The sequence below is a fragment of the Brevundimonas sp. TWP1-3 genome, assembly GCF_049896085.1.
GTDB lineage: Bacteria > Pseudomonadota > Alphaproteobacteria > Caulobacterales > Caulobacteraceae > Brevundimonas.
Map to the genome: position 1 here is coordinate 1 of NZ_JAFCTP010000003.1, position 22,681 is coordinate 22,681.

The following is a 22,681-nucleotide window of genomic DNA, read 5'->3' on the forward strand; positions in this document are numbered from 1 at the left end:
TTTTGGTCTGTGGCATTGGCCTTGCGTGCCGCGGGGGGGGGGGGGTTTCCCCCCTTGGGGGGGGCCACACCCCCCCCCCAACCCCCCCCGGGGGCAACTACCCCCCCCCCCCCCCCCCCCCCCCCGGTGAGGAAGAGCAGAACCCCGCGCGCAAGGTCGTGCCGAGTGCGCGCGTCGTCCAGGTCAGGCGCATCCAGAACTCCGGACACCAACGGGTCGATGTCGCTTGCACCCTCGCCACGGCCATTGCGGCGATTTGTGAAATTCAAGTCAGGCAGGGCGCCAGCGTTGTCGGCCTTCAGGTCCGCAGGGCGTCCGTGCTGCCCGTGCGTGGTTGGGGTCACCCGCGACGTCGGCCTTCGGCGTCGCGGGTGATGGGCGGCGTCGGAGTCACTGGGGCGCCGGAAACATCGAGACCTCACGGCGGGCTGGGACCAGCGTCGAAGCGGCAGCCTGCGCTAGGAGGCGAACCACGCGGCGGCCCGCATTTTTCGCCGAGAGGTGAACCGTCACGCCTTGCAGTTCGACGGAGCGAGCACGGAAGGTCACAGCCTGAACGGTGGTGACCCAGGCGTCACCGATCAGCACGCGGTAGCGCCCGTTCTGGTCATCGCCAGCCGGTTCAAGGTCAGCCGTCCAGTATCCGACCCCGTAATGCTGACCTTGCAGGGCAGCACAGAGATGCGCGACGGCGCGGCGGAACAAGATTTCGGCAGGCTGACCCGGCAGACCCAGCCAGTTGGACGTGTCGGTGGGGACGCCTACCGCGTTCAGGCTCTCGCAGACAGCGTGTTCGAGGACGACGCCCAAACCGAAACGGGTCGGCGTCGTCGCAACCGTCATCGCCGTAGTTGTATTCGGCATCGTGGCCACGGTCGCCGACACTGACGACGGCGCCGCCTTCACGGCGCGACCACGCCGGCGCGTTTGGCGGGTAGGTTCTTGAGCGGTAGTCATGCCGCCACCTCGCCCACGCGCAGGCGCTCCGTGATCCAGGCTTCGACATCGACCGCACGCCATAGAGGCGGCGTGCGGGGCGAGAAGCGCACAGGGGTTGGGAACTCGCCCCGACGCGCCATGCGCTCGGCGATACGTTGAGTCAGGGTCGGCACCCGATCGGCGAAAGCGTCCCAATCCACCAGTTCGATATGATCAGCCATCTAGTTCCCCTCGCCGTTCGCCAGCGCCAGCTTGGCCGACGCGGACATCGGGCGCGGGGCCAGAGCCGAGGCTTGGGCTGCATCCAGCCCGTGGGTCTTGAAGTAATGCGGATTGGCGGCGCGGGCAGCCTCGACGGCGTCGCTCAAGTTACCACCGGCGATGAAGATCGGGCGGCCGCTGATGAATTCGAGGCCATGGTCGCGGATAAGAGCGGCGGCGAGGTCGGCAATAGCCGTATCAAGAAGATCAGGGACCTCGCGCACCAGAGCGCAAGCGAGCAAACGCGAGTTTTCCGTCCGGAGACGGATGATTTCAGAGTCAGTTGTCAAGGGTAGTCCTTCGCCAGCCTGCGGCGTTGGGTGTCTAGGTGGACAGGATTGGAATGATAACCAAACCCGCTTCATCGGCGGCCAAAAGGCTGACTCGGTGTAGGGTTGTGGGCTAGACCTTACCGGCCCCCGGCTTCGATCTCCACGAACCCTACACGATCGAACAGCCTTTGTCAAATTAACACGTTGACAGGCCGCATAGAACTGTGCCTAGGACCTCAACCCATCAAGCTGTGGGCAAGACAAAATTGCCCAACCGCACCTGGTCCATCAGGACTGAATTGCCTGGGACATTGGCGATGGTCGCACGTCCATAGCCGTGCATGGCGCTATCAGCCTCTCCGACCGCCCGCCCCGTCCAACCGCCCAAGGCCGCGATCAGTGTGCCCGGCAACCGCGCCTGAGCGGCGGCGTCCTTCCAACCGTGGCGCAAACTATGAAGGGTCAAGGCTGGCATCGTTAGCCCGACCCGGTCCAGGGTCCTGCCCCACCGGCGGGAGACCTCGTGCGTATAGTATCCGAGGGAGTTTGCCTTGAGGTCAGGGAATAGCCGTTCCTCTCCTGCCTCTCGCCGCCGAGCTACCAGATCGTTGAATCCGGCGTCGATCAGCGCCTTGTGGATTGGTATGCACCTCGCCGACGCCTCTGTCTTAAGTTGCCGTCGATCAAGACGGCGGCCATCAGCGTCGAAGTGATCGAGGTCGAGGAAGGCGACGCCCTTCTCTTGTCGGACGTCGCTGATATGCAGTTGCGCGATCTCGTTCGCGCGGGCACCCATAAAGGCTAGGACGGCGGGGACCCAGAAGTTACCAGAGTCGGCCTCGCGCTCATCCGCCAAGGCGTCGAACGCCAGGGCAAGTTGTTCCGACGTGAGGCCGTGACGTCGAGTCATCGCCTTTTTTGGAGGCACCTCCTTCTCGACCGGGTTCTCGTCTAGCCAGGCGCGCACGGGATCGGCCGCAAAATCACAAATGCCCTTAAGCGCGACAAGGTACGATCTGACCGTATTCGGCGCGAGCGTCGGCAGGCCATCCAGTGCCGCGCGTTCTGCCGCCCAGATCATCGACCTGCCTTTGAAGATCCCTTTCTTGGAGACGTGTGTGGGGACCGTCTCCAGGAACCGTCGAACATCCCGCACGTCCAGCCGCGTCAGGGCGCGGATCGGCTTGTCGGCGCCGATGATCTCGCTCAGAGCGCGGCTGATATGGCCGTATTGTTTCTGCCACAAGGCAGGGCTGTTCTGGTCCGCCTTGAAGGCCTCCAGCACTTGCTGAATGGTCTTGTCGCCTTCGCGCGGGGTAAAGGGCTGAACAGAGGGCACGACCCGGATTAGGGCGGTGTCCGCAGCAACCGCATCCAATGCAGTCAGGATGGCGTCGGCACGGCGGCGCTCGGCCTCCTCGTGCTGGACCACCTCAAGCGCCGCACGTGCGAAAGTCTGGCGGGCAGCGACGCGCACCGCGCGGGGGATTAGGCGGGGTTCATCGCCGGTGGTGAGGTGAGCCACGACCGCGTCCAGAGCGTCGTCCAACCCATCCACCTCGGCCCAGGCGTCAGGAAGCCGCGCCGCACGCTGAAGCCCCCCTAGCAACAGGCCTGTCGTATGAGACATCGCCGCTCCCCGCTCGCGCGGCTGACGCCAGACAGCGTCGGCCGGGGCGCGCTCATAGACGGCTCCAAAGAACCAATCACCCCACCCCTTCGCGCCGGAGGTGATCGGCCACGGCGCGGGCTTGCCGCCGTGGCGCTCCTCCACATCGGTGCCCGCCGCAGAGGCGCAGCGCATTCGACGCCAAAATTCGATTTCGGACTCTACTTCCGCGAGGTCCATCGGACGCCCGGAACCCAGCCGCGCCGCATAATTGAGTTCGTCGGTCCACTCTGCCCAGAATCGGTTACGCAGGTGCATCGCGCGCCCGTGGTCGCGGGTCTTGGTGGACGCTTTGAATGCTACACGGCCACCGAAATGCGGACGCAGAGCGACGGGGATGGCACGACGGACGTACCAGACGCCACCGAGGACCTTCTGGAATAGGCCTTCGATGGTAGGCGTCTCAGCCATTCCAATGCCCCTCAATGCCCCTTTTTAGGGCGTGAAAACCCTCTACATCAAGCATAGATTGATTTCAAAGGGGTATTCGGAGAAGTGGTAGGCGGCGACGGGTTCGAACCGCCGACCCTCTCGGTGTAAACGAGATGCTCTGACCAGCTGAGCTAGCCGCCCTCAATGCAGAGCCGGGCTTATGCCCGTTGGACTTCAACCGTTCAAGGCGCTTTTCAAACCTTCCCCAGCACGAAAGCGCGCGGTGCGGGATGCAGGGCGCGCCACGGCGGCCCCAGTCCGAGGATTGCGGGCGACGCCGGCCTTGCGGTCCACGGCCACAAAGCTGCCGAAGCCGATCAGCTTGACGTCCCGGCCGTCCGACAAGGCTTCGGCCACGCCATCAGTGAAGGCCTCAAGCGCCGACTTGGCTTGGTCGCGGCTGATGTTCGCCGCGCTGGCCATTCGGCCGATCAGTTCCGCTTTGGTCATCTGTCCTCCGAACGAATCACTAAAGGGCAGATCGACGGTTGCGTCAAAAACGAAAACGCCGCCGGCATGCTCACCGGCGGCGCTTCCTGTTCAACTCAGCCTAGTGACTGACGGCGGCGGCAGGCCCTTCAAGCAATGGCAACTGCGCCGGTAGAGGGTCCGTCGCCTCGTCCCATTCGACCGGGGTCAGCGTACCGACCAAAGCCCATTTCAGGGCCTCGTCCGCCGTGGAGATGGGCACGATCTCCAGCGCCGACTTTACGTTGTCCGGCACGTCGGCGAGGTCCTTCTCGTTCTCCTGCGGGATCAACACCGTCTTAACGCCAGAGCGCAGGGCCGCAAGCAGCTTCTCCTTCAGGCCGCCGATGGCGGTGACCCGACCGCGCAGGGTGATTTCGCCGGTCATGGCGATGTCCTTCCTGATCGGGATGCCCGTCAGGACCGAGACCATGGCCACGGTCATGGCGACGCCGGCGGACGGACCGTCCTTGGGCGTGGCGCCGTCCGGCACGTGGACGTGGATGTCCGTCTTCTCGAACAACGGCGGCTTGACGCCGAAGGCTAGAGCGCGCGAGCGGACATAGGAGGCGGCGGCGGAGATCGACTCCTTCATCACCTCCTTCAGATTGCCGGTCACGGTCATGCGACCCCGGCCAGGCATCTTGATCGCCTCGATGGTCAGGATGTCGCCGCCGAACTCGGTCCAGGCCAGGCCCGTCACGATGCCGACCTGATCCTCCTCGTCCGTCTCGCCGTAACGGAACTTCTTCACGCCGGCATATTCGGCCAGCTTGGCGTCATCCACGGTGATCGACTTGGCGCCCGTCTTGGCCATCTCGCGCACGGCCTTGCGCGCCAGACCGCCCAGGGCGCGTTCAAGCGACCGCACGCCGGCTTCGCGGGTGTAGTAGCGGATCAGGTCGCGGATCGTGTTTTCCGGCACGATCAGCTCGTCGGCTTTCAGACCATGGTCCGTCAGCTGTTTGGGCAGGACGTGCCGCTTGGCGATCTCGACCTTTTCGTCCTCGGTGTAGCCCGACACCCGGATGATCTCCATCCGATCCATCAGCGGCTGCGGCATGTTCAGGCTGTTCGCCGTGGTCACGAACATCACCTGGGACAGGTCGTAATCCACCTCCAGATAGTGGTCGCCGAAGGTCGAGTTCTGGGCTGGGTCCAGCACCTCAAGCAGGGCCGAGGACGGATCGCCGCGCCAGTCGGACCCCAGCTTGTCGATCTCGTCCAGCAGGACGAAGGCGTTGGTGGTCTTGGCCTTCTTCATCGACTGGATGATCTTGCCCGGCATGGAGCCGATATAGGTCCGGCGGTGACCGCGTATCTCGCTTTCGTCGCGCACGCCGCCCAGTGACATGCGGACATATTCACGCCCGGTCGCCTTGGCGATGGACTTGGCCAGCGAGGTCTTGCCGACGCCGGGAGGGCCGACGAGGCACAGGATCGGCCCCTTCAGGCTGCCGGTGCGGGCCTGGACGGCCAGATATTCGACGATCCGTTCCTTGACTTTCTCCAGGCCGAAGTGGTCCTCCTCAAGAATCTCCTCGGCCTTGACCAGGTCGATCGGCTTTTGCTTGGCCTTGCCCCACGGCACGGACAGCAGCCAGTCGAGGTAGTTGCGGACGACCGTCGATTCGGCCGACATCGGGCTCATGTTGCGCAGCTTCTTGACCTCGGCCTCGGCCTTGGTGCGAGCTTCCTTGGACAGGCGCGTCTTACGGATGCGCTTCTCCAGGTCCATGATCTCGTCGCGCGCGTCGTCGGTCTCGCCCAGTTCGCGCTGGATCGCCTTCATCTGCTCGTTCAGATAATATTCGCGCTGGGTCTTCTCCATCTGGCGCTTCACGCGCGAGCGGATCTTCTTCTCGACCTGCAGAACGGAAATCTCGCCCTCCATCAGGCCATAGACCTTCTCCAGCCGCTTGGGCACGTCGAAGGTTTCCAGCAGGCCCTGCTTATCGGCGATCTTGACCGACAGGTGGGCGGCGACCGAGTCGGCCAGCTTGGAGGCGTCGGTGATCTGGGGGATGGAGCTGAGGGCCTCGGGCGGGACCTTCTTGTTCAGCTTCACATAGTTTTCGAACTGTTCGACGACGGCGCGCAGCATGGCTTCGGTCTGCGATGCATCGCCCGGCTCATCCTCGATCTCGACGGCCTCGGCCTCGAAATACTCCTCGCGGTCGGTGAATCGCGTCAGGCGCGCACGGCCCTTACCCTCGACCAGCACCTTCACCGTGCCGTCGGGCAGTTTCAGCAGTTGCAACACCGTGGCCAGCACGCCGATGGGATAGATGGCGTCAGGCGACGGATCGTCGTCGACGCTGTTCTTCTGGGTCGCCAGCAGGATCTGCTTTTCGCCCTTCATGATTTCGTCCAGCGCCTTCACGGACTTCTCGCGGCCCACGAAGAGCGGCACGACCATGTGCGGGAAGACGACGATGTCTCTCAGCGGCAGGACGGGCAGGATCTTTGGTTCAGTCATGATGCGTACTCCTGGGCCATTGATCATCTCCGGCCCGCCGCCACGGTCCGCCAGGCAAGAGGCCTGACCGGCGCATGACGGCCCGTCGATTCCGACGGCGTTCGGATGAGTATGTGGTTTGAAAGACCCACGGTTCAAGCGTGACCGATGAACCGCCCACATCTGCGTGGTCGCAACGCCCGCGATCGCGCTGATTTAGGCCCGCATTATGCGGCGCGGCGCTTTCGACATGGCGGCTTTACGGGGTTCGGGCGTCTGTTTGGGGTCCAAGGAGATGACCCATGAGCCGTTCCCACCTGCTGGCGGAATCGTTGAAACGCCCCGCCCCAAAGCCGACCTCCGTCCAGATGGCGATGACCTTCATCGGCGCCCTGTTCGGTGCGCCGATTCCTCGGGGGCCGTCGCGATGATGCAGGGCCATGTCGAAGGCGGGGCCGCAGCCCCCGTCCCACCCCGACGATACAGGGTGGTGGCCCGCGCAAGCGGCTGGGCGGTGGCGGTCAACAGAGCCACGACCCGCCCCCTGCCCGACCGCGCGTCTGCCGAACGCTTGGCTGCACGATTGCAGGCCGAGGCCGACCGCCTGAACCGCGACCAGCACAGGCGCACGCAATGATCGCGGTGCCTCCCCCGTCGCCGCCAGCCATCGAGACGCTTACGATCCAGCCTGTCGGCCGCCGCTGGCGCGTCACCTCCAGCGACGGTCTGTTCGAAGGCGTCTTCACCGACGCCAAGAGCGCCGTCCAATGCGCAAGGGCCGAGGCGGAAGCCCATTCAGGGCATGCCATCCAGATCGTGCCGGGCTCATAGAGATAGAGGCTATCGGGTCTTTTTTGACGCCTTGCGAACCGCAACCGCCAACGACCGCCGCGCCCAGGCGACCGCCTCGTCGGGGTCGTCCAGAGCCGTCTCGGGCAGGGTCCAATAGCCCATGCTCATCGTTCGCCCGTCCTTGGTCGGATAGGTGAACTGACGCGAGCCAGCCTCCACGAACGCCTCGCCCAACGCCTCGTCGCCTTTCAGCCAGACCACGCCGTCATCCAGCAGGGCGAACATGACGCCGGCGGCATAGACCCCCGCCCCGCCGAACATACGCTTGATCTCCAGCCGACCGAGATCGTGAAAATGCTCGCGCACCCATTCGCCGAAGTTGGCGTCGTAAGCCATGTCAGTCGGCGGCGACCGGAACGATGGTGACGCTCTCGCCGCAACCGCAGGCGTCGGTCTGGTTCGGATTATTGAACACGAACTTGGAGGCCAGTCGCGTCGTCTCGTAGTCGATCTCGGTGCCGATCAGGAATAGCACGGCCTTGGGTTCGATCAGGATGGTGACGCCCTTGTCCTCGACCACCTCGTCCAGCGGCCCAACGCTGTCGGCATAGGCGAAGGTGTATTCCTGCCCCGCGCAACCGCCGTTCTTAACCCCGATCCGCAGACCGATGTGATCGTTCTCGGCATTGTCCAGGATTTCGCGCACGCGCTCGGCGGCGGCGTCCGTCAGGGTCACGGCCTTGGGGCGCGGGCGGCGGGGACGGGATGTGGTTTGAAGATCGGTCATCAGAACATATCCATCAGAACATGTTCAGGGCCAGCTTGGCCTCGTCGCTCATCTTGGAGCTGTCCCACGGCGGGTCGAACACTAGATTGGCCTTGGCGCTGCGCACGCCCTCGACCTTCTCGACCGCCGTCTCGACCCAGCCAGGCATTTCGCCGGCGACCGGACAGCCGGGCGCCGTCAGGGTCATGTCCACCACCACGTCGCGGTCGTCATTGACGTCCACGCGATAGATCAGGCCCAGCTCATAGATATCGACCGGGATTTCCGGGTCATAGACCGATTTCAACGCCTCGATCAGCTGATCGGTCAGCGTATCCAACTCGGCCTGCGACAGGGCGCTCTTCTGGGGTTCATCCCAGGCGTCCTTGAAGGCGTCGCTGTCCTGAATAGGTTGATCTGTCATCGGCTTACACGAAGAAGTTCCGCGCCTTGATCAGCGCATCCACGAAGGCGTCAGCATCCTCCACGGTGTTATATAGGGCGAAGGAGGCGCGGGTGCTCGACGTCACCCCCATTCTTTTCGACAACGGCTCGGCGCAGTGCAGACCGGCCCGCACGGCCACGCCGTAACGGTCCATGATCTGGGCGACGTCATGGGCGTGCGCGCCCTCGACGGCAAAGGTCAGGATCGCGCCCTTCCCTTCCGCCTGCCCCAGGATCCGCAGCCAGTTCTGCCCCTGAAGGCGATCCACGGCGTGCTGGTAAAGGGCATGCTCATGCGCCTGAACCGCCGCCCGGTCGTATTGCGCCAGCCACTCCAGCGCCACGCCCAGGCCAATGGCCTCCAGGATCGGGGGCGTCCCCGCCTCGAACCGATGCGGCGGCTTGGCATAGGTCACGCGGTCCCGCTCGACCGTCTCGATCATCTCGCCCCCGCCCTGATACGGCGGCAGGGCCTCCAGCGCCTCGGCCTTGCCGTACAGGGCGCCGATGCCGGTCGGGGCGAACAGCTTGTGGCCGGTCAGGACATAGAAGTCGCAACCGATGGCCTGCACGTCCGGCGTCGCATGGACCGCCCCCTGGCACCCGTCGATCAGCACCTGGGCGCCGGCCGCATGCGCCAGTCGCGTGATCTCGGCCACCGGATTGATGGTGCCCAGCACGTTCGACATATGGGTGACCGCGACCATGCGCGTCTTCGGCCCCAGCAGCTCGGCATAGGCGGCCATGTCCAGCGAGCCGTCGTCCAGCACCGGAATCCATTTGAGCACCGCCCCGCGCCGTTCCCTCAGCAGATGCCAGGGCACGATGTTGGAATGGTGCTCCATCTCCGAGACCAGGATCTCGTCGCCCGGCTGGATGGACAGGCCCAGCCCATTGGCCACCAGGTTGATCGCCTCGGTGCCGCCCTTGGTCCAGACGACCTGTTCGGGGCTTTCGGCGTTCAGGAAGCGGGCAACGATCTCTCGCGCCTTCTCGAACGCCTCGGTCGCCTCGTTCGACAGAGTATGCAGGCCACGGTGGACGTTGGCGTAGCCGCCCTCCATCGTCGCGACCAGGGCGTCGATCACCGCGCGCGGCTTCTGGGCAGAGGCCGCATTGTCCAGATAGACCAGCGGCTTCCCGTTCACCTGCCGCGACAGGATCGGGAACTGCGCCCGCACGGCATAGGGGTCAAATGTCTTCACAACCGAGCCGTCAGCCATTCCCGCGCCACCTCTCTCGCGCCTTCATGTTCGATCCGGTCGATGACCTCGATCAGGAAGGCTTGCGTCAACAGGGCGCGGGACTCCTCGGCCGGAATGCCGCGCTGCTGCATGTAGAACAGGGCGCTCTCGTCCAGCGTCCCCACCGTATTGCCGTGTGCGCACTGCACGTCATCGGCATAGATGATCAGTTCCGGCTTGGCGTCGATTTCGGCCCGTTCCGACGCGATCAGGGCGTGATGGCCCATGCGCGCATCCGTGCCGTCCGCCCCGCGCTCGACCACGATCTTGCCCTGGAAGACGCCGCGCGCCGTGTCGCGCGCCACGCCCTTGATCAACTGGCTGGTCGCGCCGTCATGCTCGACGTGGCGCACCACGCTGGTCAGGTCGGTGTGACGCGATCCGTTCAGCAGATACAGGCCGTCGGCCTGGACCTGCGCGCCCTGGGCATAATGCGTGATGCGGGTCTCGATCCGTTGCAGCTTGGCGCCGGTCGTGACGATGGTCTGGCGATAGACGCCGCCCGCCTCAACCTTCACATGGGCCTCGGCGATGGAGATGGCGTCCTCCGGCTCTTCGACCAGGACGACGCGCGTCACCTCGGCGCCGGCCGCCACGTCCAGCTCCAGCGTATTGTGCGCCACATAGGCAGAACCCGCGCCCTCGTGCGTCTCCAGCAGCAGAAGCTTGGCGCCCGCGCGCGCCGAGACCCGCGCCCCGGCCGTGTGGCCCGTCCCGACCGCGTCGGAGATATAGCGCAGCCGCAGCGTCTGCTCGCCCGAGGCGATGAAGTCGGTCACGCCAACCGCGCGCCCGTTGGCGAAGACGATCGCCTCTCCGCCCAGATCATAAAACGGCCCTGGCCACCCAACCGCCGCCGTGCCCGACGGCTCGGGCGCCGCGCGAAGCCAGCGCTTCAGGTCGCTGTATTTCCACGCCTCCGTCCGCCGAGACGGAAAGGTTTCGGCGTCGGTCAGGTCGATGGCGAAAGCCGCGCTCATGCCTGTTCCAGAAGATACTTGTCGTACCCTTCCGCCTCCAACTGATGCGCCAGCTCCGGCCCGCCCGAGGCCACGATCCGCCCACCGGCCAGCACATGCACCCGGTCCGGTTTGATGTAGTCCAGCAGGCGCTGATAGTGGGTGATGACCAGCATGGCCCGGTCAGGACGACGCAGGGCGTTCACCCCCTCCGACACGATCCGCAGGGCGTCTATGTCCAGGCCCGAATCCGTTTCGTCCAGGATCAGCAGCGACGGCTCCAGCAGAGCCATCTGCAGGATCTCCATCCGCTTCTTCTCGCCGCCGGAGAAGCCGACGTTCAACGGCCGCTTCAGCATGTCGAAGTCCATCTTCAGCGCCTTGGACGCCTCGCGGACCAGCTTCAGGAAGGCCGGCGCCGCCACCTCCTCCTCGCCCCGCGCGCGCTTCTGGGCGTTCAACGCCGTGCGCACGAAGGTCAGGGCCGGCACGCCGGGAATCTCGATCGGATACTGGAAGGACAGAAAGACGCCCTTGGCCGCCCGCTCGGCCGGGTCCAGCGCCAGCAGATCCTCGCCCGCCCATTCGACCGCGCCTTCGGTCGCCTCATAGCCCGGCCGCCCCGACAGGGCGTAACCGAGCGTCGACTTCCCGGCCCCGTTCGGCCCCATGATGGCGTGCACCTCGCCCGCGGGAACGTCGAGCGTCAGACCCTTGAGGATCGGCTTTTCGCCGACGGAGACGTGGAGGTTGGAGATGGAGAGCATTCACTTAACCCAATGCGTTTCAGACGCGCGTCGAAGCGCGCTTCGGATTCGGTCGTGATCGAACCCGGCGTAATGAAGCGAGCCGACAAGCTCGCATAAGGCATATGACAGAGTGTAGTGTTCGCCCTTGTTCTGGCTGTCTGATGACTTGCAGATTGCGGCGTAGTCCTCGCCAGCTTTCGTTAGAGGCGGTTGCCAATCAGACATCACCCCACGCTCCCCTCAAGTGAGATCGCCACCAGCTTCTGCGCTTCCACCGCGAACTCCATCGGCAGCTTCTGCATCACGTCGCGGACGAAGCCGTTGACCAGCAGGGCCACCGCCTCTTCCTGCGACAGGCCGCGTTGCTGGGCGTAGAACATCTGGTCGTCGCTCAGACGCGTCGTCGTCGCCTCGTGTTCCAGCTGGGCAGAGCCGTTGCGGGCCTCGATATAGGGGATGGTGTGGGAGCCGCACTCCTTGCTGATCAGCAAGGAATCGCACTGGGTGAAGTTGCGCACCCCCGTCGCCTTTGGATGCACCGAGACCAGGCCGCGATAGGTCGAGTCCGACTTGCCCGCCGACACCGCCTTGGCGATGATCCGCGACTTGGTGTTCTTGCCCAAGTGGATCATCTTGGTGCCGGTGTCGGCCTGCTGATGTCCGTTGGTGATGGCGATGGAGTGGAACTCGCCTGAGCTGTCGTCGCCCTTCAGGATGCAGGACGGATATTTCCAGGTCACGGCCGAACCCGTCTCGACCTGGGTCCAGGACACCTTCGAGCGATCACCCCGGCAATCGGCCCGCTTGGTGACGAAGTTGTAGATGCCGCCCTTGCCCTCGGCGTCGCCGGGATACCAGTTCTGGACCGTCGAGTATTTCACCTCGGCGTCGTCCAGAGCCACGATCTCGACCACGGCGGCATGCAGTTGGTTCTCGTCGCGCATCGGCGCGGTGCAGCCCTCCAGATAGGAGCAATAGCTGCCCTTGTCGGCGATGATCAGGGTCCGCTCGAACTGCCCCGTCTGTGACGCATTGATGCGGAAATAGGTCGACAGCTCCATCGGGCAGCGCACGCCCGGCGGGATGTAGACGAACGACCCGTCCGAAAAGACCGCGCTGTTCAGCGCCGCAAAATAGTTGTCCGAGACCGGCACCACCGACCCCAGATATTGACGCACCAGCTCAGGATATTCGCGCAAGGCCTCGGAAATCGGCATGAAAATCACCCCGACCTTGGCCAGTTCCTCCTTGAAGGTGGTGACCACCGAGACGCTGTCGAACACGGCGTCCACCGCCACGCGCGGCGCGCCCTGCACACCCGCCAGCACCTCCTGCTCCTTCAGCGGGATGCCCAGCTTCTTGTAGATTTCCAGAATCTCGGGATCGACCTCGTCCAGCGACTTCGGTCCTTCCTTCTGCTTGGGCGCCGCATAGTAGAACAGCGACTGATAGTCGACTGGCTCATACTTCACCGCCGCCCAGGTCGGCTCTTCCATCGCCAGCCAGCGCTCATAGGCCGCCAGGCGCCATTCCAGCATCCATTCCGGCTCGCCCTTCTTCTCGGAGATGAAGCGCACGATCTCGGCGCTCAGGCCGCGCGGCGCATATTCCGTCTCGATGTCCGAAGTGAAGCCGTGCTCGTACTTCTCCAGTGCGGCGACGGCGTCGATGGTTTCCTTGACGGCGGCCATCAGGCGACCTCTCTCACGCGCTCGGCGGCGCGTGTCTTATGCTTGTTGTAGGCGGCGACCCAGGCGTCGGCGAACCGCACCCAGTCGTTCTCGTTCGTTCCCCAGCCGCCGGAAACGCGCACACCCCCGGTCGCCAGAGCGTTCAATCCCATGGCGCTGATGGTCTTGGACGGCTTGACCTTGCCCGACGAACAGGCCGACCCCGCCGACACCATGACCCCCGCCAGATCAAGCGTAATCAACTGTTGAGGACTGTCCCAACCCTCGACCGCCATGAACAGGGTGTTGGGCAGGCGCGCCACGTCGCCGCCGATGATGGTCGCTCCAGCAGCCTTGACCCGAACCTCGGCCGCATCGCGCCAGCCGACGTGCGACTGCATCGCCTCCAAATCCCGCGCGGCGCAGTCGGCGGCCACGCCGAAACCCGCGATGCCCGGCACATTCTCGGTCCCGGCGCGCAGGCCCCGCTCCTGCCCCGCTCCGTGCAGAATGCGAACGCCCGACACGCCTTCCTTGAGGATCAGCGCCCCGACGCCCTGCGGCCCGCCCAGCTTGTGCGCCGACAGGGTCAGGCTGTCGGCGTCCAACACCCGCATATCGACCGGAATCTTGCCCGCCGACTGGATCGCATCGACGTGCAGCCAGCCACCGGCCGCGCGCACCAAAGCGGCGGCTTCGACGATCGGCTGGATCACGCCGCTTTCGTTGTTCGCATGATGGATCGCGATCACGGCCCGGCCCGAACGCGCCAACGCCTGCGCCAACCAGTCCAGATCGACGACGCCGTTCACATCGACCGGCAGCACTTCGACGGGCGCGCCCGCATTCGCCGCCGCCTCGGCCACGCATGGATGTTCGGTCGCCGAGACGATCAGACGCTCGCATCCCGCCGCCAAGGCGCTGGCGATGCCCTGAGCATTGGCTTCCGTACCGCCGCTGTTGAACACCACCGCCGTCGGATCGGCGCCGACCAGATCGCCGACCTGGGCCCGCGCCGTCTCGACCCGCGCCCGCGCCCGCCGTCCGGCCGCATGGACCGCCGACGGGTTGCCGTTGTCGGCCAGGGCGCGCGCCATGATCTCCAACACTTCCGGCCGCACCAGGCCCGACGCATTATAATCCAGATAGACGCCGCTCATGCCGCCACCCCGACAGCTTGCGGCTGTTCGACATTGCGACGACGCTGGCCCGTGCGGTTCATCACCACATCCTCCAGCGACACCCCGGCCAGATAGCGATGGATCTCGTCGCCCAGATCTTCCCACAGATTATGGGTGATGCAGCGTTCGCCAGCCAGCATGCAGCCCTTGGGCGACCCGTGCGCCACGCAGCGCGTCGCCCGGATCGGCTCGTCCACGGCCAGCACGATCTCGGCCACCACCGTCTCGTGCGCATCCTTGGCCAGGCGATAGCCGCCGCCGGGTCCGCGCACGCTCTTGACCAGCTCGCTCTTGCGCAGCCGGGCGAACAACTGCTCCAGATAGCTCAGCGAAATCTCCTGGCGCGCGGCGATCTCGGCCAGCGAAACCGCCCGGATTTCGCCGCTCTCGCCGCGTCCGTTCTTGGCCAGATCGGCCATCGCCATCACGGCGTATCGTCCCTTGGTCGACAGACGCATTTCGCACCTTCAAAAATTGCGCGCTTTTCGGGGCTCTTGTGCTAGAACCCGCGCCTTCGCGAAGGCGGCGTGCTTGCGGAGGGACTTAGAAAGTCCCACCTCCTTGGTCAAGTATTACGCACCTGCGAAATGACAGTTCAACGGATTCCAGAGCCCCTATGCCTGAAGTCATCCTGCCCGGCGCCTCCGGTCGCATCGAAGGCCGCTATTCCCCGGGCAAGCGCCCGAACGCCCCGATCGCCTTGATCCTGCACCCGCACCCCAAGGCGGGCGGGCATATGAACAACCCGGTGACGGTCACCCTGCACCAGTTGTTCCAGCAGCGCGGCTTCGCCACCCTGCGCTACAATTCGCGTGGCGTCGGCAAGTCGCAGGGCGAGTTCGATTCGGGCATCGGCGAGCTGGCTGACGCCGCCACGGCCCTCGACTGGCTTCAGACGAACAATCCCGGCGCCAGCCAGACCTGGGTCGGCGGTTATCAGTTCGGCGCCTATATCGGCATGCAGCTTCTGATGCGCCGCCCCGAGACGGATGGCTTCATCTCGGTCTCGCCGCCGTCGAACATGTACGATTTCAGCTTCCTGGCCCCCTGCCCGGCGTCCGGCCTGTTCCTGCACGGCACCGCCGACACCGTCGTCCCACCGGTCGAGGTCGAGCGCGTGGTCAACAAGCTGCGCACCCAGAAGGGCATCATCATCGACTACGAACTGGAAGAAGGCGCGAGCCACTTCTGGCAGGACCACATGAGCGCCGTCGACCGCCGCGTCGGCGCCTATCTGGACAAGCGTCTGGAAGAAAAGCCGGCCTGACGAGGGTTTGGTGCAGGCCGTGAAAGCCAAGACGTTCTGATCGTCAGACGCGCCGCAACAGCCCTCCGACAAGATGCCGGAAAGCGTCTATGGCGCTTTCAAAGACCCTTTCCGGCTCATCGGCTGCGGCCACCCACAAGGCAGCGTTCAGCGCGGCGCCGTTCACCAGATGGGCTGCGGCCTCCGCATTCATGGGCTTGACGAGTTCATCGTCGATCAACGCCTGGATCATCTGGGTCGTGGTGCGCAGACACGCCGTCTGATTGGGCCACCGCGAGGGATCGCCCAGCACCGCCGGCCCGTCCAGCAGCATGATGCGCTGGATTTCCGGCTCCAGCGACATTTCGATATAGGCGACGCCCTCGGCGACGAAGGCGTCCCAGGGCGACAGCCCCTCCCCCGCCGCGCGCATCCGCACCAGCATCTCCGCGTCGATCTGGTCGATTACCGCCTGCAGCAGGCCCTTCTTGTCGCCGAAATTATGATAGAGCGCGCCACGCGTCAGGCCGGCCTCGGCGGTCAGATCGTCCATCGACGCTGCGGCATAGCCCTGGGTCGCAAAGGCCTGGCGGGCCGCTACGACAAGCCGCGCCTTCGTTTCCTCGACCTTCTCTGATCGCGTCACCAAATCCAACTCCGTGTTCACATACGATCCGTATGTAAATTTGACATACGCGCCGTATCGTCCGATCTAATGACATACGCAGCGTATATCAACGCCGCGCCCTGGACATGAAAATCAAGGACCGCCCCCATGACCGCCCCAACCACCCGAGACGCCGTCTTCCCTGCCGGCCGTCAGGCCCTCTACGACATCAATGGCTATTCCGCCGCTATCCGCTCCGGCGACCTGCTCTTCGTTTCCGGCCAGGTCGGCAGTCGCGAGGATGGCTCGCCCGAGCCCGATTTCGCCGCCCAGGTCCAGCTGGCGTTCGACAATCTGAAGGCCGTGCTGGCGGCGGCGGGGGCGGGCCTAGACGACATCGTCGATGTCACCACCTTCCATACCGATCCTGAAAAACAGTTCGACACCGTCATGGCCGCAAAGGCGCGCGCCTTTCCTTCGGCGCCCTACCCGAATTGGACAGCGGTCGGCGTAAACTGGCTCGCCGGGTTCGACTTCGAGATCAAGGTGATCGCACGCATTCCTCAGACGACCTGACCGGCGCGGAGGCGGCTTGATGCAGACGACGCTTGGAACAGGCTGGGATCAGCATTAGGCTGCCTGACTGGGCCGTGCGGACGCCCTATCAGACGCCTTGGCGTCCAAGCTCCGCTCCTTTTTCCGCACCGAAGGGTGTGAACTGGAGCACGGCCTGTGACCCCAAGCGATCAAGAGCCCCCCCCGCCCTCCCTGTCCTACGCGGCTCTGTTTCTCCGCTTCCTTCGCTTCGGCGTTCTGGCCTTCGGCGGACCGGTAGCGCAGATCGCCATGATCCGCCGCGATCTGGTGGAACAGGAAGGCTGGATGTCCAGCGCCTACTTCAATCGGCTGCTGGCGGTCCTTCAGGTCCTTCCGGGACCCGAGGCGCACGAGCTGTGCGTGCATCTGGGCATGCGCGCCAAGGGACGCATCGGCGGCCTGCTGGCGGGCCTCGGCTTCATGCTGCCGGGCTTCCTGATCATGCTGGGCATCGGCTGGGCCTATGTGTCGCTGACCCCGGTCATGGGCCTGCTGGCCGGCGCCTTCCTGGGCGTGCAGTCGGCGGTCGTGGCGGTCGTCATGCGCGCGGTCCACAAGATCGGCGCGCATATCCTTGAGGATCGCTGGCTCTGGGCCGTTGCCGCCATCGGCTTCGTCGCCACCCTGGCGGAGACCGGCTTCTGGATCGTCCTCATCGCCGGCGGCGCGGCCTATGCCTTCATCAAGGCCGGACGGCGCATCCCCGCCGTCATCGTTATGGCGATCGCGCTTGCCGCCGCCGTGGCGCTTCACCTCTGGACGACACCCATGGACGCGCAAGGCGCCGCGACATCCGCAGATCCGACCGCGTGGGCCATGCTCTGGACCGGCTTGAAGGCCGGTCTCCTGACCTTCGGCGGCGCCTATACAGCCATTCCCTATGTCCGGGCGGACACCGTCGGACGCGGCCTGATCGACGACGGAACCTTCCTGGACGGCCTGGCCTTCGCGGGCGTCATTCCCGCGCCGCTGGTCATCTTCTGCACCTTCGTCGGCTTCGTCGCGGGCGGGTGGATGGGCGCTCTGGCGATGACGGCCGGCGTCTTCCTGCCCGCCTTCGCCTTTTCGATGATCTTCTATGAGCGGCTGGAAGCGGTCGTCGCCGACGAACGCCTGCATCGCGTGCTGGCCGGTGTCGCCGCCGCCGTCGTCGGCATCATTGCCGCGACCAGCCTTCAGCTGGGACTGACGACGCTCCAGCGTGCACCGTCGGTCCCCATCGCGCTCTTGATCTTTGCGACGGCCTTCGCGGCGGTGTGGTTCTGGAAGAGCCGCTACGCTGCGGCCGTGGTCCTCGCCCTGTCAGCCCTGGCGGGATGGGGGCTGTTCCGATGACGAAGCCGGCCCAACGGCAAACGCCCGCGTCTACATCCTCCAGACAGACGGCCCGGTTGAACAGGGCAATCGGCCGTCTTCCGATTAAGCCTTATCTGCTGCTGACCCTGCCGATGTTCGGTGTGGCGCTGATCCTGCGCGCCGTCACCCATTCCGACCTGCCCTATTACGTCTGGGCCGTGCTGTGGGCGGTCCCGCTGCTGATCGTGCTCGCCGCACGCTGGGTCTATTTCGTCGTCACCCTGGCCTGGGCGATCCTGTTCGAGATCGGGCGGGCCGTGCGACGCAGGTTCGCACGGCCCGGATAGATCACGCCGCCTCGACGACCTGTTCCGCCGGCACGGTGCGGATCATGTAGTCGAACGCCGCCAGCCCCGCCTTTGAGCCCTCGCCCATCGCCACGACGATCTGCTTGTAGGGCACGGTCGTCACATCGCCGGCGCCGAAGATGCCGGGCTGCGAGGTCTCGCCGCGATGATCCACCTCAATCTCGCCGCGCGGCGTCAGGCCCACGGCGCCTTTCAGCCATTCGGTGTTAGGCACCAGGCCGATCTGAACAAAGATGCCTTCCAGATCGACGTCGTGATGGGCGTCCGAGTTGCGGTCCTTGTAGGACAGGCCCGTCACCTTCTCGCCGTCGCCATGCACCTGGGTCGTCAGGGCCGAGGTGACGATGCGCACGTTCGGCAGGGTCGCCAGCTTGCGTTGCAGCACCGCATCGGCTCGCAGCTCGCTGTCGTATTCGATCAGGGTCACATGGGCCACGATGCCCGCCAGGTCGATGGCCGCCTCGACGCCCGAGTTGCCGCCGCCGATCACCGCCACGCGCTTGCCCTTGAACAGCGGCCCGTCGCAGTGCGGGCAATAGGCCACGCCCTTGTTCTTGTACTGATCCTCGCCCGGCACGTTCATCTGGCGCCAGCGCGCGCCGGTGGCCAGGATGACGGTCCGCGATTTCAGCGACGCGCCGTTCTCCAGCACGACCTCGTGCAGACCGCCCGGAACCTTGGACGGCACCAGCTTGGCCGCCTTCTGCAGGTTCATCAGGTCCACCTCATATTCGCGGACATGCTGTTCCAGATGGGCGGCCAGTTTCGGGCCTTCGGTGTGCGGCACTGAGATGAAGTTCTCGATCGCCATGGTGTCCAGCACTTGGCCGCCGAATCGTTCGGCCGCGATCCCGGTGCGGATGCCCTTGCGCGCCGTATAGATGGCGGCCGCCGCCCCGGCGGGGCCGCCGCCGATCACCAGAACGTCGAACGGGTCCTTGGACTTGATCTTCTCGGCCGCGCGCGCCTCGGTGCCCGAATCCAGCTTGGCGACGATCTGCTCAAGCTCCATCCGGCCCTGGCCGAACAGTTCGCCGTTCAGGAAGACCGTCGGCACGGCCATGATCTTGCGCTCGTCCACCTCGTCCTTGAACAGGCCGCCCTCGATGGCGACGTGTTTGATGCGGGGGTTGATGACGCTCATCAGGTTCAGGGCCTGCACCACGTCGGGGCAATTCTGGCACGACAGCGAGAAATAGGTCTCGAACACATAGTCGCCGTCCAGGTCCTTGATCTGCTGGATCAGCTCCTGCGCCGCTTTGGACGGGTGGCCGCCGACGTGCAGCAGGGCCAGCACCAGCGAGGTGAACTCGTGGCCTAGCGGAATGCCCGCGAACCGCACGCCGATGTCCGTGCCCTTGCGGCGGATCAGGAAGCTGGGCTGACGTTCGTCGTCATAGTCGCGGCCCATCTCGACCTTGCCGTGCGAGACCGAGACGATCTCCTCCAGCAGGGTCTTCAGCTCGATCGACTTCGGCCCGGCGCCCAGCGAGGCGACCAGTTCGACCGGATGGACGATGTTCTTGAGGTAGCCCTCAAGCTGAGATTTCAGATTGGCGTCCAGCATGGGGCAGTCCTCGAATTTTCAGGGGTGGCGCGCCGCCTTCCAGCCGATCCCGGCGAGGCCCGCGCGATAGCGTCCGGCCCCCACGAGACAGGGAGGCGGCCGGGTGGGTCCGACCCGAAGGCCGGACCCGATAGGCGTCGTTCAGTCTTAGATCTTGCCGACGAGGTCGAGCGACGGCGCCAGAGTGGCTTCGCCTTCTTCCCACTTGGCCGGGCAGACTTCACCCGGATGCGCGCGAACGTACTGGGCGGCCTTGACCTTGCGCAGCAGTTCGGCGGCGTTGCGACCGATGCCTTCCGACGTGGTCTCGGTGAACTGGATCACGCCGTCCGGGTCGACCAGGAAGGTCGAGCGATCGGCCAGGCCCACGCCCGGACGCATGGCGTCGAAGTTGTTGGTCACCTGGCCCGAGGGGTCGCCCAGCATGGTGTAGTTGATCTTGCCGATGGCCGGCGACGAGTCGTGCCAGGCCTTGTGCGAGAAGTGGGTGTCGGTCGACACCGAATAGATCTCGACGCCCAGCTTCTGGAAAGCCTCATAGTGATCGGCCAGGTCTTCCAGCTCGGTCGGGCACACGAAGGTGAAGTCGGCCGGATAGAAGAAGAAGATCGCCCACTTGCCCGCCACATCGGCGTCCGTGACCGTCAGGAACTTGCCGTTCTTGTAGGCCTCGGCCGTGAAGGGTTTGATGGTCGTGTTGATCAGGGCCATGCGGAAAATCCAATGCAGAGTGGTTGGGAGGCCTTCTCCCTACCGCACCGCAACAAATAAGCCCAATCACTTATTTGCAGATGCACAATAGATTTTGGTTATAGCGGTCTCGCTGGCATCCCACACTCACCGTCATCCTTGGGCTTGTCCCAAGGATCCAGACTCCCGGTGCTTGGACAGAAGTCACGAACGGGAAAACCGGGAGTATGGATCCTCGCCACAAGGGCGAGGATGACGAGATTAGAGGGCTGAATGTCAGCCATCCTCAATACAGCAGGAACGGGCGCCTCGCCTCTTCCCACGCCGCCTCGTCCGGCCGCGTCGCCGCATCCAGATCGCCCGCCCCCGCCGCCGCGTCGTCCACCCATTCCCGCAGCCCCGGTCCGCCATTGATCACGTCGATGGGCAGTTTCCCGAACGCATACTCATACGGAAAATCCCGCCACAGATCGTAGTCGTGATACAGCCGCCGGATCGCCTTGAACCCCAGGGCCTGAACCCGCCACGGCTTGAACGCCGCATGGTCATAGCCGGGGTGATCGACATGGATCTGAACCCCGCTGCACAGCTTGCCGACATGCTTATGGAAGGTCGGCTCGAACCACATGTCGCGCAGGACGCAGCCGCCCAGCCATTCCGGGGCCAGCGCCCACATCTCGGCGATCACCGCCCGCGCATCGATGTCCGGCGCCCCGAACAGCTCCAGCGGCCGGGTCGTGCCCCGTCCTTCCGACACGGTCGCCCCCTCCAGCATCACCGTGCCGGCATAGGCCCGCGCCATCGACAGGTTCGGCGCATTCGGGCTGGGGTTGACCCAGGCCCGCTCGCCCAGCGGCCAGCCGAAGCCCGGCCCCGCCTCGGGCGCCCAGCCCTGCATCTCCACCACCCGATAATCCATATCCAGCTTGAACTGGTCGATGAACCACAGGCCCAGTTCGCCCATGGTCATCCCGTGCCGCATCGGCATCGGCCCCGCCCCGACGAAACTCTCCCAGCCGGGCTTCAGCGTCTGCCCCTCGACCGGCCGCCCCGCCGGATTGGGCCGGTCCAGCACCCACACCGTCTTGCCGTGTTTCGCCGCCGCCTCCAGCACATACAGAAGCGTCGTCACATAGGTGTAGATGCGGCAGCCCAGGTCCTGCAGGTCGATCAGGATGACGTCGAACGTCTCCATCCACTCGTCCCTGGGCCGACGCACCTCGCCATACAGGCTGAAGACCGGAAACCCGTGCACCGGATCGCGATAATCCGGGCTTTCCATCATATTGTCCTGAAGGTCGCCCTTCATCCCGTGCTGCGGCCCGAAGGCGGCGGTCAGTTCGATCTCGGGACAGGCGGCCAGGGCGTCCACCGCATGGATCAGATCCTTGGTCACCGACGCCGGATGCGCCAGCAGCGCCACGCGGCGACCCTTCAGTTGCGCCCTCAGGGCGTCGTCGGACAGCAGGCGGTCGAGACCGAAATTCATGGCAGTTCCAGCGCGAACGAGTCGGGATGATGAAAGTCCGGCTTATCCGAGGGATGCGCCAGCCCCCAATAGGCGATCGCCCCGTCCAGCCTCTCGATCACCGCCGTCAGCCCGACGGCGCCCGTCGCATCCTCCGGCAGTTCCACATCGACCGTCAGTCCGAACCGCCCCGGCGCCATCCGCGTCACGATGAAGGGCGGCGCGATCTCAAGCGCCCGCATCCCCTCGCGATAGCCGTCGAACCGATAGGCCGCCCAGGCCCCCGACGGCGACACATTATATTCGACATAGCCGTCCGCCGTCCGCACGAAGGCCTCGAAACAGGTCCTCCGCCACAGCTCGTCCGTCCGCACCCGCGCCTTCGCCTGCGGCCAGCGCACCATCTCGACCGGCCCGGCCAGCCCATACTCCAGGCTCAACACGCGCCCCACGCGTCGCGCCTCGACATCCAGCGTCAGCCCGGCGGGAGACGAGGTCGGGTGCGGGATCAGTGGCAGACGCATCCGTCCTTCGTAGC

Annotated in this window: 27 protein-coding genes and 1 tRNA gene; 7 read left to right on the forward strand and 21 right to left on the reverse strand. The window is 65.2% G+C overall.

Going from position 1 to position 22,681, the window contains the following annotated elements; genetic code table 11:
* Nucleotides 1-390: 390 nt before the first annotated feature.
* The 7 genes from ACP693_RS16400 to lon form a co-directional block, all read right to left on the reverse strand.
* Nucleotides 391-864 (reverse strand): hypothetical protein, encoded by a 474-nt coding sequence (locus tag ACP693_RS16400; RefSeq protein ID WP_426016641.1) that lies wholly within the window; start codon nt 862-864, stop codon nt 391-393.
* A gap of 89 nt (nt 865-953) precedes the next feature.
* On the reverse strand, nt 954-1,160 hold the full coding sequence (locus ACP693_RS16405; RefSeq protein WP_426016640.1) for a helix-turn-helix transcriptional regulator: 207 nt from the start codon (nt 1,158-1,160) through the stop codon (nt 954-956).
* Nucleotides 1,161-1,490 carry a hypothetical protein gene (locus ACP693_RS16410; RefSeq protein WP_426016638.1) on the reverse strand — a complete coding sequence of 110 codons (330 nt, stop codon included), beginning with the start codon at nt 1,488-1,490 and terminating at the stop codon, nt 1,161-1,163.
* Nucleotides 1,491-1,716: 226 nt separating this feature from the next.
* Nucleotides 1,717-3,552, reverse strand: a complete 1,836-nt coding sequence (locus tag ACP693_RS16415) for a DUF6538 domain-containing protein (RefSeq protein ID WP_426016636.1) — start codon at nt 3,550-3,552, stop codon at nt 1,717-1,719.
* Between the two features lie 85 nt (nt 3,553-3,637).
* A tRNA-Val gene (locus ACP693_RS16420) sits at nt 3,638-3,714 on the reverse strand.
* 33 nt (nt 3,715-3,747) lie between these two features.
* Complete coding sequence (locus ACP693_RS16425) at nt 3,748-4,023, reverse strand: HU family DNA-binding protein (RefSeq protein WP_426016635.1); 276 nt, start codon at nt 4,021-4,023, stop codon at nt 3,748-3,750.
* Between the two features lie 100 nt (nt 4,024-4,123).
* A complete protein-coding gene (lon, locus tag ACP693_RS16430; RefSeq protein WP_426016634.1) occupies nt 4,124-6,520 on the reverse strand; it encodes an endopeptidase La in 2,397 nt (798 codons plus the stop codon).
* 281 nt (nt 6,521-6,801) lie between these two features.
* Between lon and ACP693_RS16435 the strand changes: the two genes are divergently transcribed.
* From ACP693_RS16435 to ACP693_RS16445, 3 genes are read left to right on the forward strand one after another with little or no spacing between them, the layout of a single operon-like run.
* A complete protein-coding gene (locus tag ACP693_RS16435; protein WP_255451491.1) occupies nt 6,802-6,930 on the forward strand; it encodes a hypothetical protein in 129 nt (42 codons plus the stop codon).
* A gap of 59 nt (nt 6,931-6,989) precedes the next feature.
* Complete coding sequence (locus tag ACP693_RS16440) at nt 6,990-7,136, forward strand: hypothetical protein (RefSeq protein ID WP_426016632.1); 147 nt, start codon at nt 6,990-6,992, stop codon at nt 7,134-7,136.
* A complete protein-coding gene (locus ACP693_RS16445) occupies nt 7,133-7,330 on the forward strand; it encodes a hypothetical protein (protein WP_426016630.1) in 198 nt (65 codons plus the stop codon). The genes ACP693_RS16440 and ACP693_RS16445 overlap by 4 nt, the downstream gene beginning before the upstream one ends.
* Before the next feature lie 9 nt (nt 7,331-7,339).
* Here the strand turns inward: ACP693_RS16445 and ACP693_RS16450 are convergent, their stop codons facing one another.
* The 9 genes from ACP693_RS16450 to ACP693_RS16490 all read right to left on the reverse strand — a co-directional run bounded on the left by ACP693_RS16450 (nt 7,340) and on the right by ACP693_RS16490 (nt 14,762).
* Nucleotides 7,340-7,687, reverse strand: coding sequence for a TfoX/Sxy family protein (locus ACP693_RS16450; RefSeq protein WP_426016628.1), 348 nt, complete (start codon nt 7,685-7,687; stop codon nt 7,340-7,342).
* 1 nt (nt 7,688) lies between these two features.
* The gene (locus tag ACP693_RS16455; protein WP_135195444.1) at nt 7,689-8,078 is read right to left on the reverse strand and encodes a HesB/IscA family protein; all 390 of its coding nucleotides are present in this window, start codon (nt 8,076-8,078) and stop codon (nt 7,689-7,691) included.
* Nucleotides 8,079-8,091: 13 nt separating this feature from the next.
* Nucleotides 8,092-8,481: an SUF system Fe-S cluster assembly protein gene (locus tag ACP693_RS16460; RefSeq protein WP_159850384.1), complete on the reverse strand. Its 390-nt coding sequence runs from the start codon at nt 8,479-8,481 to the stop codon at nt 8,092-8,094.
* A 4-nt stretch (nt 8,482-8,485) separates the two neighbouring features.
* Nucleotides 8,486-9,724 carry an aminotransferase class V-fold PLP-dependent enzyme gene (locus tag ACP693_RS16465; RefSeq protein ID WP_426016626.1) on the reverse strand — a complete coding sequence of 413 codons (1,239 nt, stop codon included), beginning with the start codon at nt 9,722-9,724 and terminating at the stop codon, nt 8,486-8,488.
* Complete coding sequence (sufD, locus tag ACP693_RS16470) at nt 9,703-10,725, reverse strand: Fe-S cluster assembly protein SufD (protein WP_426016624.1); 1,023 nt, start codon at nt 10,723-10,725, stop codon at nt 9,703-9,705. The genes ACP693_RS16465 and sufD overlap by 22 nt, the downstream gene beginning before the upstream one ends.
* Nucleotides 10,722-11,471: a Fe-S cluster assembly ATPase SufC gene (sufC, locus tag ACP693_RS16475; RefSeq protein WP_426016622.1), complete on the reverse strand. Its 750-nt coding sequence runs from the start codon at nt 11,469-11,471 to the stop codon at nt 10,722-10,724. The genes sufD and sufC overlap by 4 nt, the downstream gene beginning before the upstream one ends.
* Nucleotides 11,472-11,677: 206 nt before the next feature.
* Nucleotides 11,678-13,144 (reverse strand): Fe-S cluster assembly protein SufB, encoded by a 1,467-nt coding sequence (gene sufB, locus ACP693_RS16480; RefSeq protein WP_426016620.1) that lies wholly within the window; start codon nt 13,142-13,144, stop codon nt 11,678-11,680.
* Nucleotides 13,144-14,283, reverse strand: a complete 1,140-nt coding sequence (locus tag ACP693_RS16485) for a cysteine desulfurase family protein (protein WP_426016619.1) — start codon at nt 14,281-14,283, stop codon at nt 13,144-13,146. Before ACP693_RS16485 ends, sufB begins: the two co-directional genes overlap by 1 nt.
* Nucleotides 14,280-14,762, reverse strand: a complete 483-nt coding sequence (locus ACP693_RS16490; RefSeq protein WP_426016618.1) for an Rrf2 family transcriptional regulator — start codon at nt 14,760-14,762, stop codon at nt 14,280-14,282. The genes ACP693_RS16485 and ACP693_RS16490 overlap by 4 nt, the downstream gene beginning before the upstream one ends.
* Nucleotides 14,763-14,920: 158 nt before the next feature.
* On the opposite strand from ACP693_RS16490, the gene ACP693_RS16495 reads away from it, so the two are divergent.
* Entirely contained in the window at nt 14,921-15,571 is a 651-nt protein-coding gene (locus tag ACP693_RS16495; RefSeq protein ID WP_135195434.1) for an alpha/beta hydrolase, read from the forward strand.
* A 43-nt stretch (nt 15,572-15,614) separates the two neighbouring features.
* Here ACP693_RS16495 and ACP693_RS16500 read toward each other — a convergent pair whose 3' ends face one another.
* A complete protein-coding gene (locus ACP693_RS16500; RefSeq protein ID WP_426016616.1) occupies nt 15,615-16,196 on the reverse strand; it encodes a TetR/AcrR family transcriptional regulator in 582 nt (193 codons plus the stop codon).
* A gap of 129 nt (nt 16,197-16,325) precedes the next feature.
* Here ACP693_RS16500 and ACP693_RS16505 point away from each other — a divergent pair, with 129 nt between their 5' ends.
* From ACP693_RS16505 to ACP693_RS16515, 3 genes are all read left to right on the forward strand, one after another.
* Nucleotides 16,326-16,733 carry a RidA family protein gene (locus ACP693_RS16505; protein WP_426016614.1) on the forward strand — a complete coding sequence of 136 codons (408 nt, stop codon included), beginning with the start codon at nt 16,326-16,328 and terminating at the stop codon, nt 16,731-16,733.
* A gap of 156 nt (nt 16,734-16,889) precedes the next feature.
* Nucleotides 16,890-18,089, forward strand: a complete 1,200-nt coding sequence (chrA, locus tag ACP693_RS16510; protein WP_426016613.1) for a chromate efflux transporter — start codon at nt 16,890-16,892, stop codon at nt 18,087-18,089.
* Between the two features lie 56 nt (nt 18,090-18,145).
* A complete protein-coding gene (locus ACP693_RS16515) occupies nt 18,146-18,397 on the forward strand; it encodes a hypothetical protein (RefSeq protein WP_426016611.1) in 252 nt (83 codons plus the stop codon).
* A gap of 1 nt (nt 18,398) precedes the next feature.
* Here the strand turns inward: ACP693_RS16515 and ahpF are convergent, their stop codons facing one another.
* The 4 genes from ahpF to ACP693_RS16535 all read right to left on the reverse strand — a co-directional run bounded on the left by ahpF (nt 18,399) and on the right by ACP693_RS16535 (nt 22,667).
* The gene (gene ahpF, locus ACP693_RS16520; protein WP_426016610.1) at nt 18,399-19,985 is read right to left on the reverse strand and encodes an alkyl hydroperoxide reductase subunit F; all 1,587 of its coding nucleotides are present in this window, start codon (nt 19,983-19,985) and stop codon (nt 18,399-18,401) included.
* 147 nt (nt 19,986-20,132) lie between these two features.
* Nucleotides 20,133-20,696 (reverse strand): alkyl hydroperoxide reductase subunit C, encoded by a 564-nt coding sequence (gene ahpC / locus ACP693_RS16525; protein ID WP_426016609.1) that lies wholly within the window; start codon nt 20,694-20,696, stop codon nt 20,133-20,135.
* A gap of 265 nt (nt 20,697-20,961) precedes the next feature.
* Nucleotides 20,962-22,164: an exo-beta-N-acetylmuramidase NamZ family protein gene (locus ACP693_RS16530; protein WP_426016608.1), complete on the reverse strand. Its 1,203-nt coding sequence runs from the start codon at nt 22,162-22,164 to the stop codon at nt 20,962-20,964.
* Nucleotides 22,161-22,667 carry a DOMON-like domain-containing protein gene (locus ACP693_RS16535; RefSeq protein ID WP_426016606.1) on the reverse strand — a complete coding sequence of 169 codons (507 nt, stop codon included), beginning with the start codon at nt 22,665-22,667 and terminating at the stop codon, nt 22,161-22,163. The genes ACP693_RS16530 and ACP693_RS16535 overlap by 4 nt, the downstream gene beginning before the upstream one ends.
* Between the last annotated feature and the right edge of the window lie 14 nt (nt 22,668-22,681).

Coding starts and splice junctions, on each gene's coding strand:
- sufC (WP_426016622.1), bottom strand. CDS start 11,471: ATGCTCTCCATCTCCAACCTCCACGTCTCCGTCGGCGAAAAGCCGATC.
- lon (WP_426016634.1), bottom strand. CDS start 6,520: ATGACTGAACCAAAGATCCTGCCCGTCCTGCCGCTGAGAGACATCGTC.
- ahpC (WP_426016609.1), bottom strand. CDS start 20,696: ATGGCCCTGATCAACACGACCATCAAACCCTTCACGGCCGAGGCCTAC.
- ACP693_RS16445 (WP_426016630.1), top strand. CDS start 7,133: ATGATCGCGGTGCCTCCCCCGTCGCCGCCAGCCATCGAGACGCTTACG.
- ACP693_RS16435 (WP_255451491.1), top strand. CDS start 6,802: ATGAGCCGTTCCCACCTGCTGGCGGAATCGTTGAAACGCCCCGCCCCA.
- ACP693_RS16535 (WP_426016606.1), bottom strand. CDS start 22,667: ATGCGTCTGCCACTGATCCCGCACCCGACCTCGTCTCCCGCCGGGCTG.
- ACP693_RS16415 (WP_426016636.1), bottom strand. CDS start 3,552: ATGGCTGAGACGCCTACCATCGAAGGCCTATTCCAGAAGGTCCTCGGT.
- sufB (WP_426016620.1), bottom strand. CDS start 13,144: ATGGCCGCCGTCAAGGAAACCATCGACGCCGTCGCCGCACTGGAGAAG.
- ACP693_RS16400 (WP_426016641.1), bottom strand. CDS start 864: ATGCCGAATACAACTACGGCGATGACGGTTGCGACGACGCCGACCCGT.
- ACP693_RS16405 (WP_426016640.1), bottom strand. CDS start 1,160: ATGGCTGATCATATCGAACTGGTGGATTGGGACGCTTTCGCCGATCGG.
- ACP693_RS16455 (WP_135195444.1), bottom strand. CDS start 8,078: ATGACCGATCTTCAAACCACATCCCGTCCCCGCCGCCCGCGCCCCAAG.
- ACP693_RS16425 (WP_426016635.1), bottom strand. CDS start 4,023: ATGACCAAAGCGGAACTGATCGGCCGAATGGCCAGCGCGGCGAACATC.
- ACP693_RS16530 (WP_426016608.1), bottom strand. CDS start 22,164: ATGAATTTCGGTCTCGACCGCCTGCTGTCCGACGACGCCCTGAGGGCG.
- ACP693_RS16465 (WP_426016626.1), bottom strand. CDS start 9,724: ATGGCTGACGGCTCGGTTGTGAAGACATTTGACCCCTATGCCGTGCGG.
- ahpF (WP_426016610.1), bottom strand. CDS start 19,985: ATGCTGGACGCCAATCTGAAATCTCAGCTTGAGGGCTACCTCAAGAAC.
- sufD (WP_426016624.1), bottom strand. CDS start 10,725: ATGAGCGCGGCTTTCGCCATCGACCTGACCGACGCCGAAACCTTTCCG.
- ACP693_RS16495 (WP_135195434.1), top strand. CDS start 14,921: ATGCCTGAAGTCATCCTGCCCGGCGCCTCCGGTCGCATCGAAGGCCGC.
- ACP693_RS16490 (WP_426016618.1), bottom strand. CDS start 14,762: ATGCGTCTGTCGACCAAGGGACGATACGCCGTGATGGCGATGGCCGAT.
- ACP693_RS16460 (WP_159850384.1), bottom strand. CDS start 8,481: ATGACAGATCAACCTATTCAGGACAGCGACGCCTTCAAGGACGCCTGG.
- ACP693_RS16450 (WP_426016628.1), bottom strand. CDS start 7,687: ATGGCTTACGACGCCAACTTCGGCGAATGGGTGCGCGAGCATTTTCAC.
- ACP693_RS16505 (WP_426016614.1), top strand. CDS start 16,326: ATGACCGCCCCAACCACCCGAGACGCCGTCTTCCCTGCCGGCCGTCAG.
- ACP693_RS16485 (WP_426016619.1), bottom strand. CDS start 14,283: ATGAGCGGCGTCTATCTGGATTATAATGCGTCGGGCCTGGTGCGGCCG.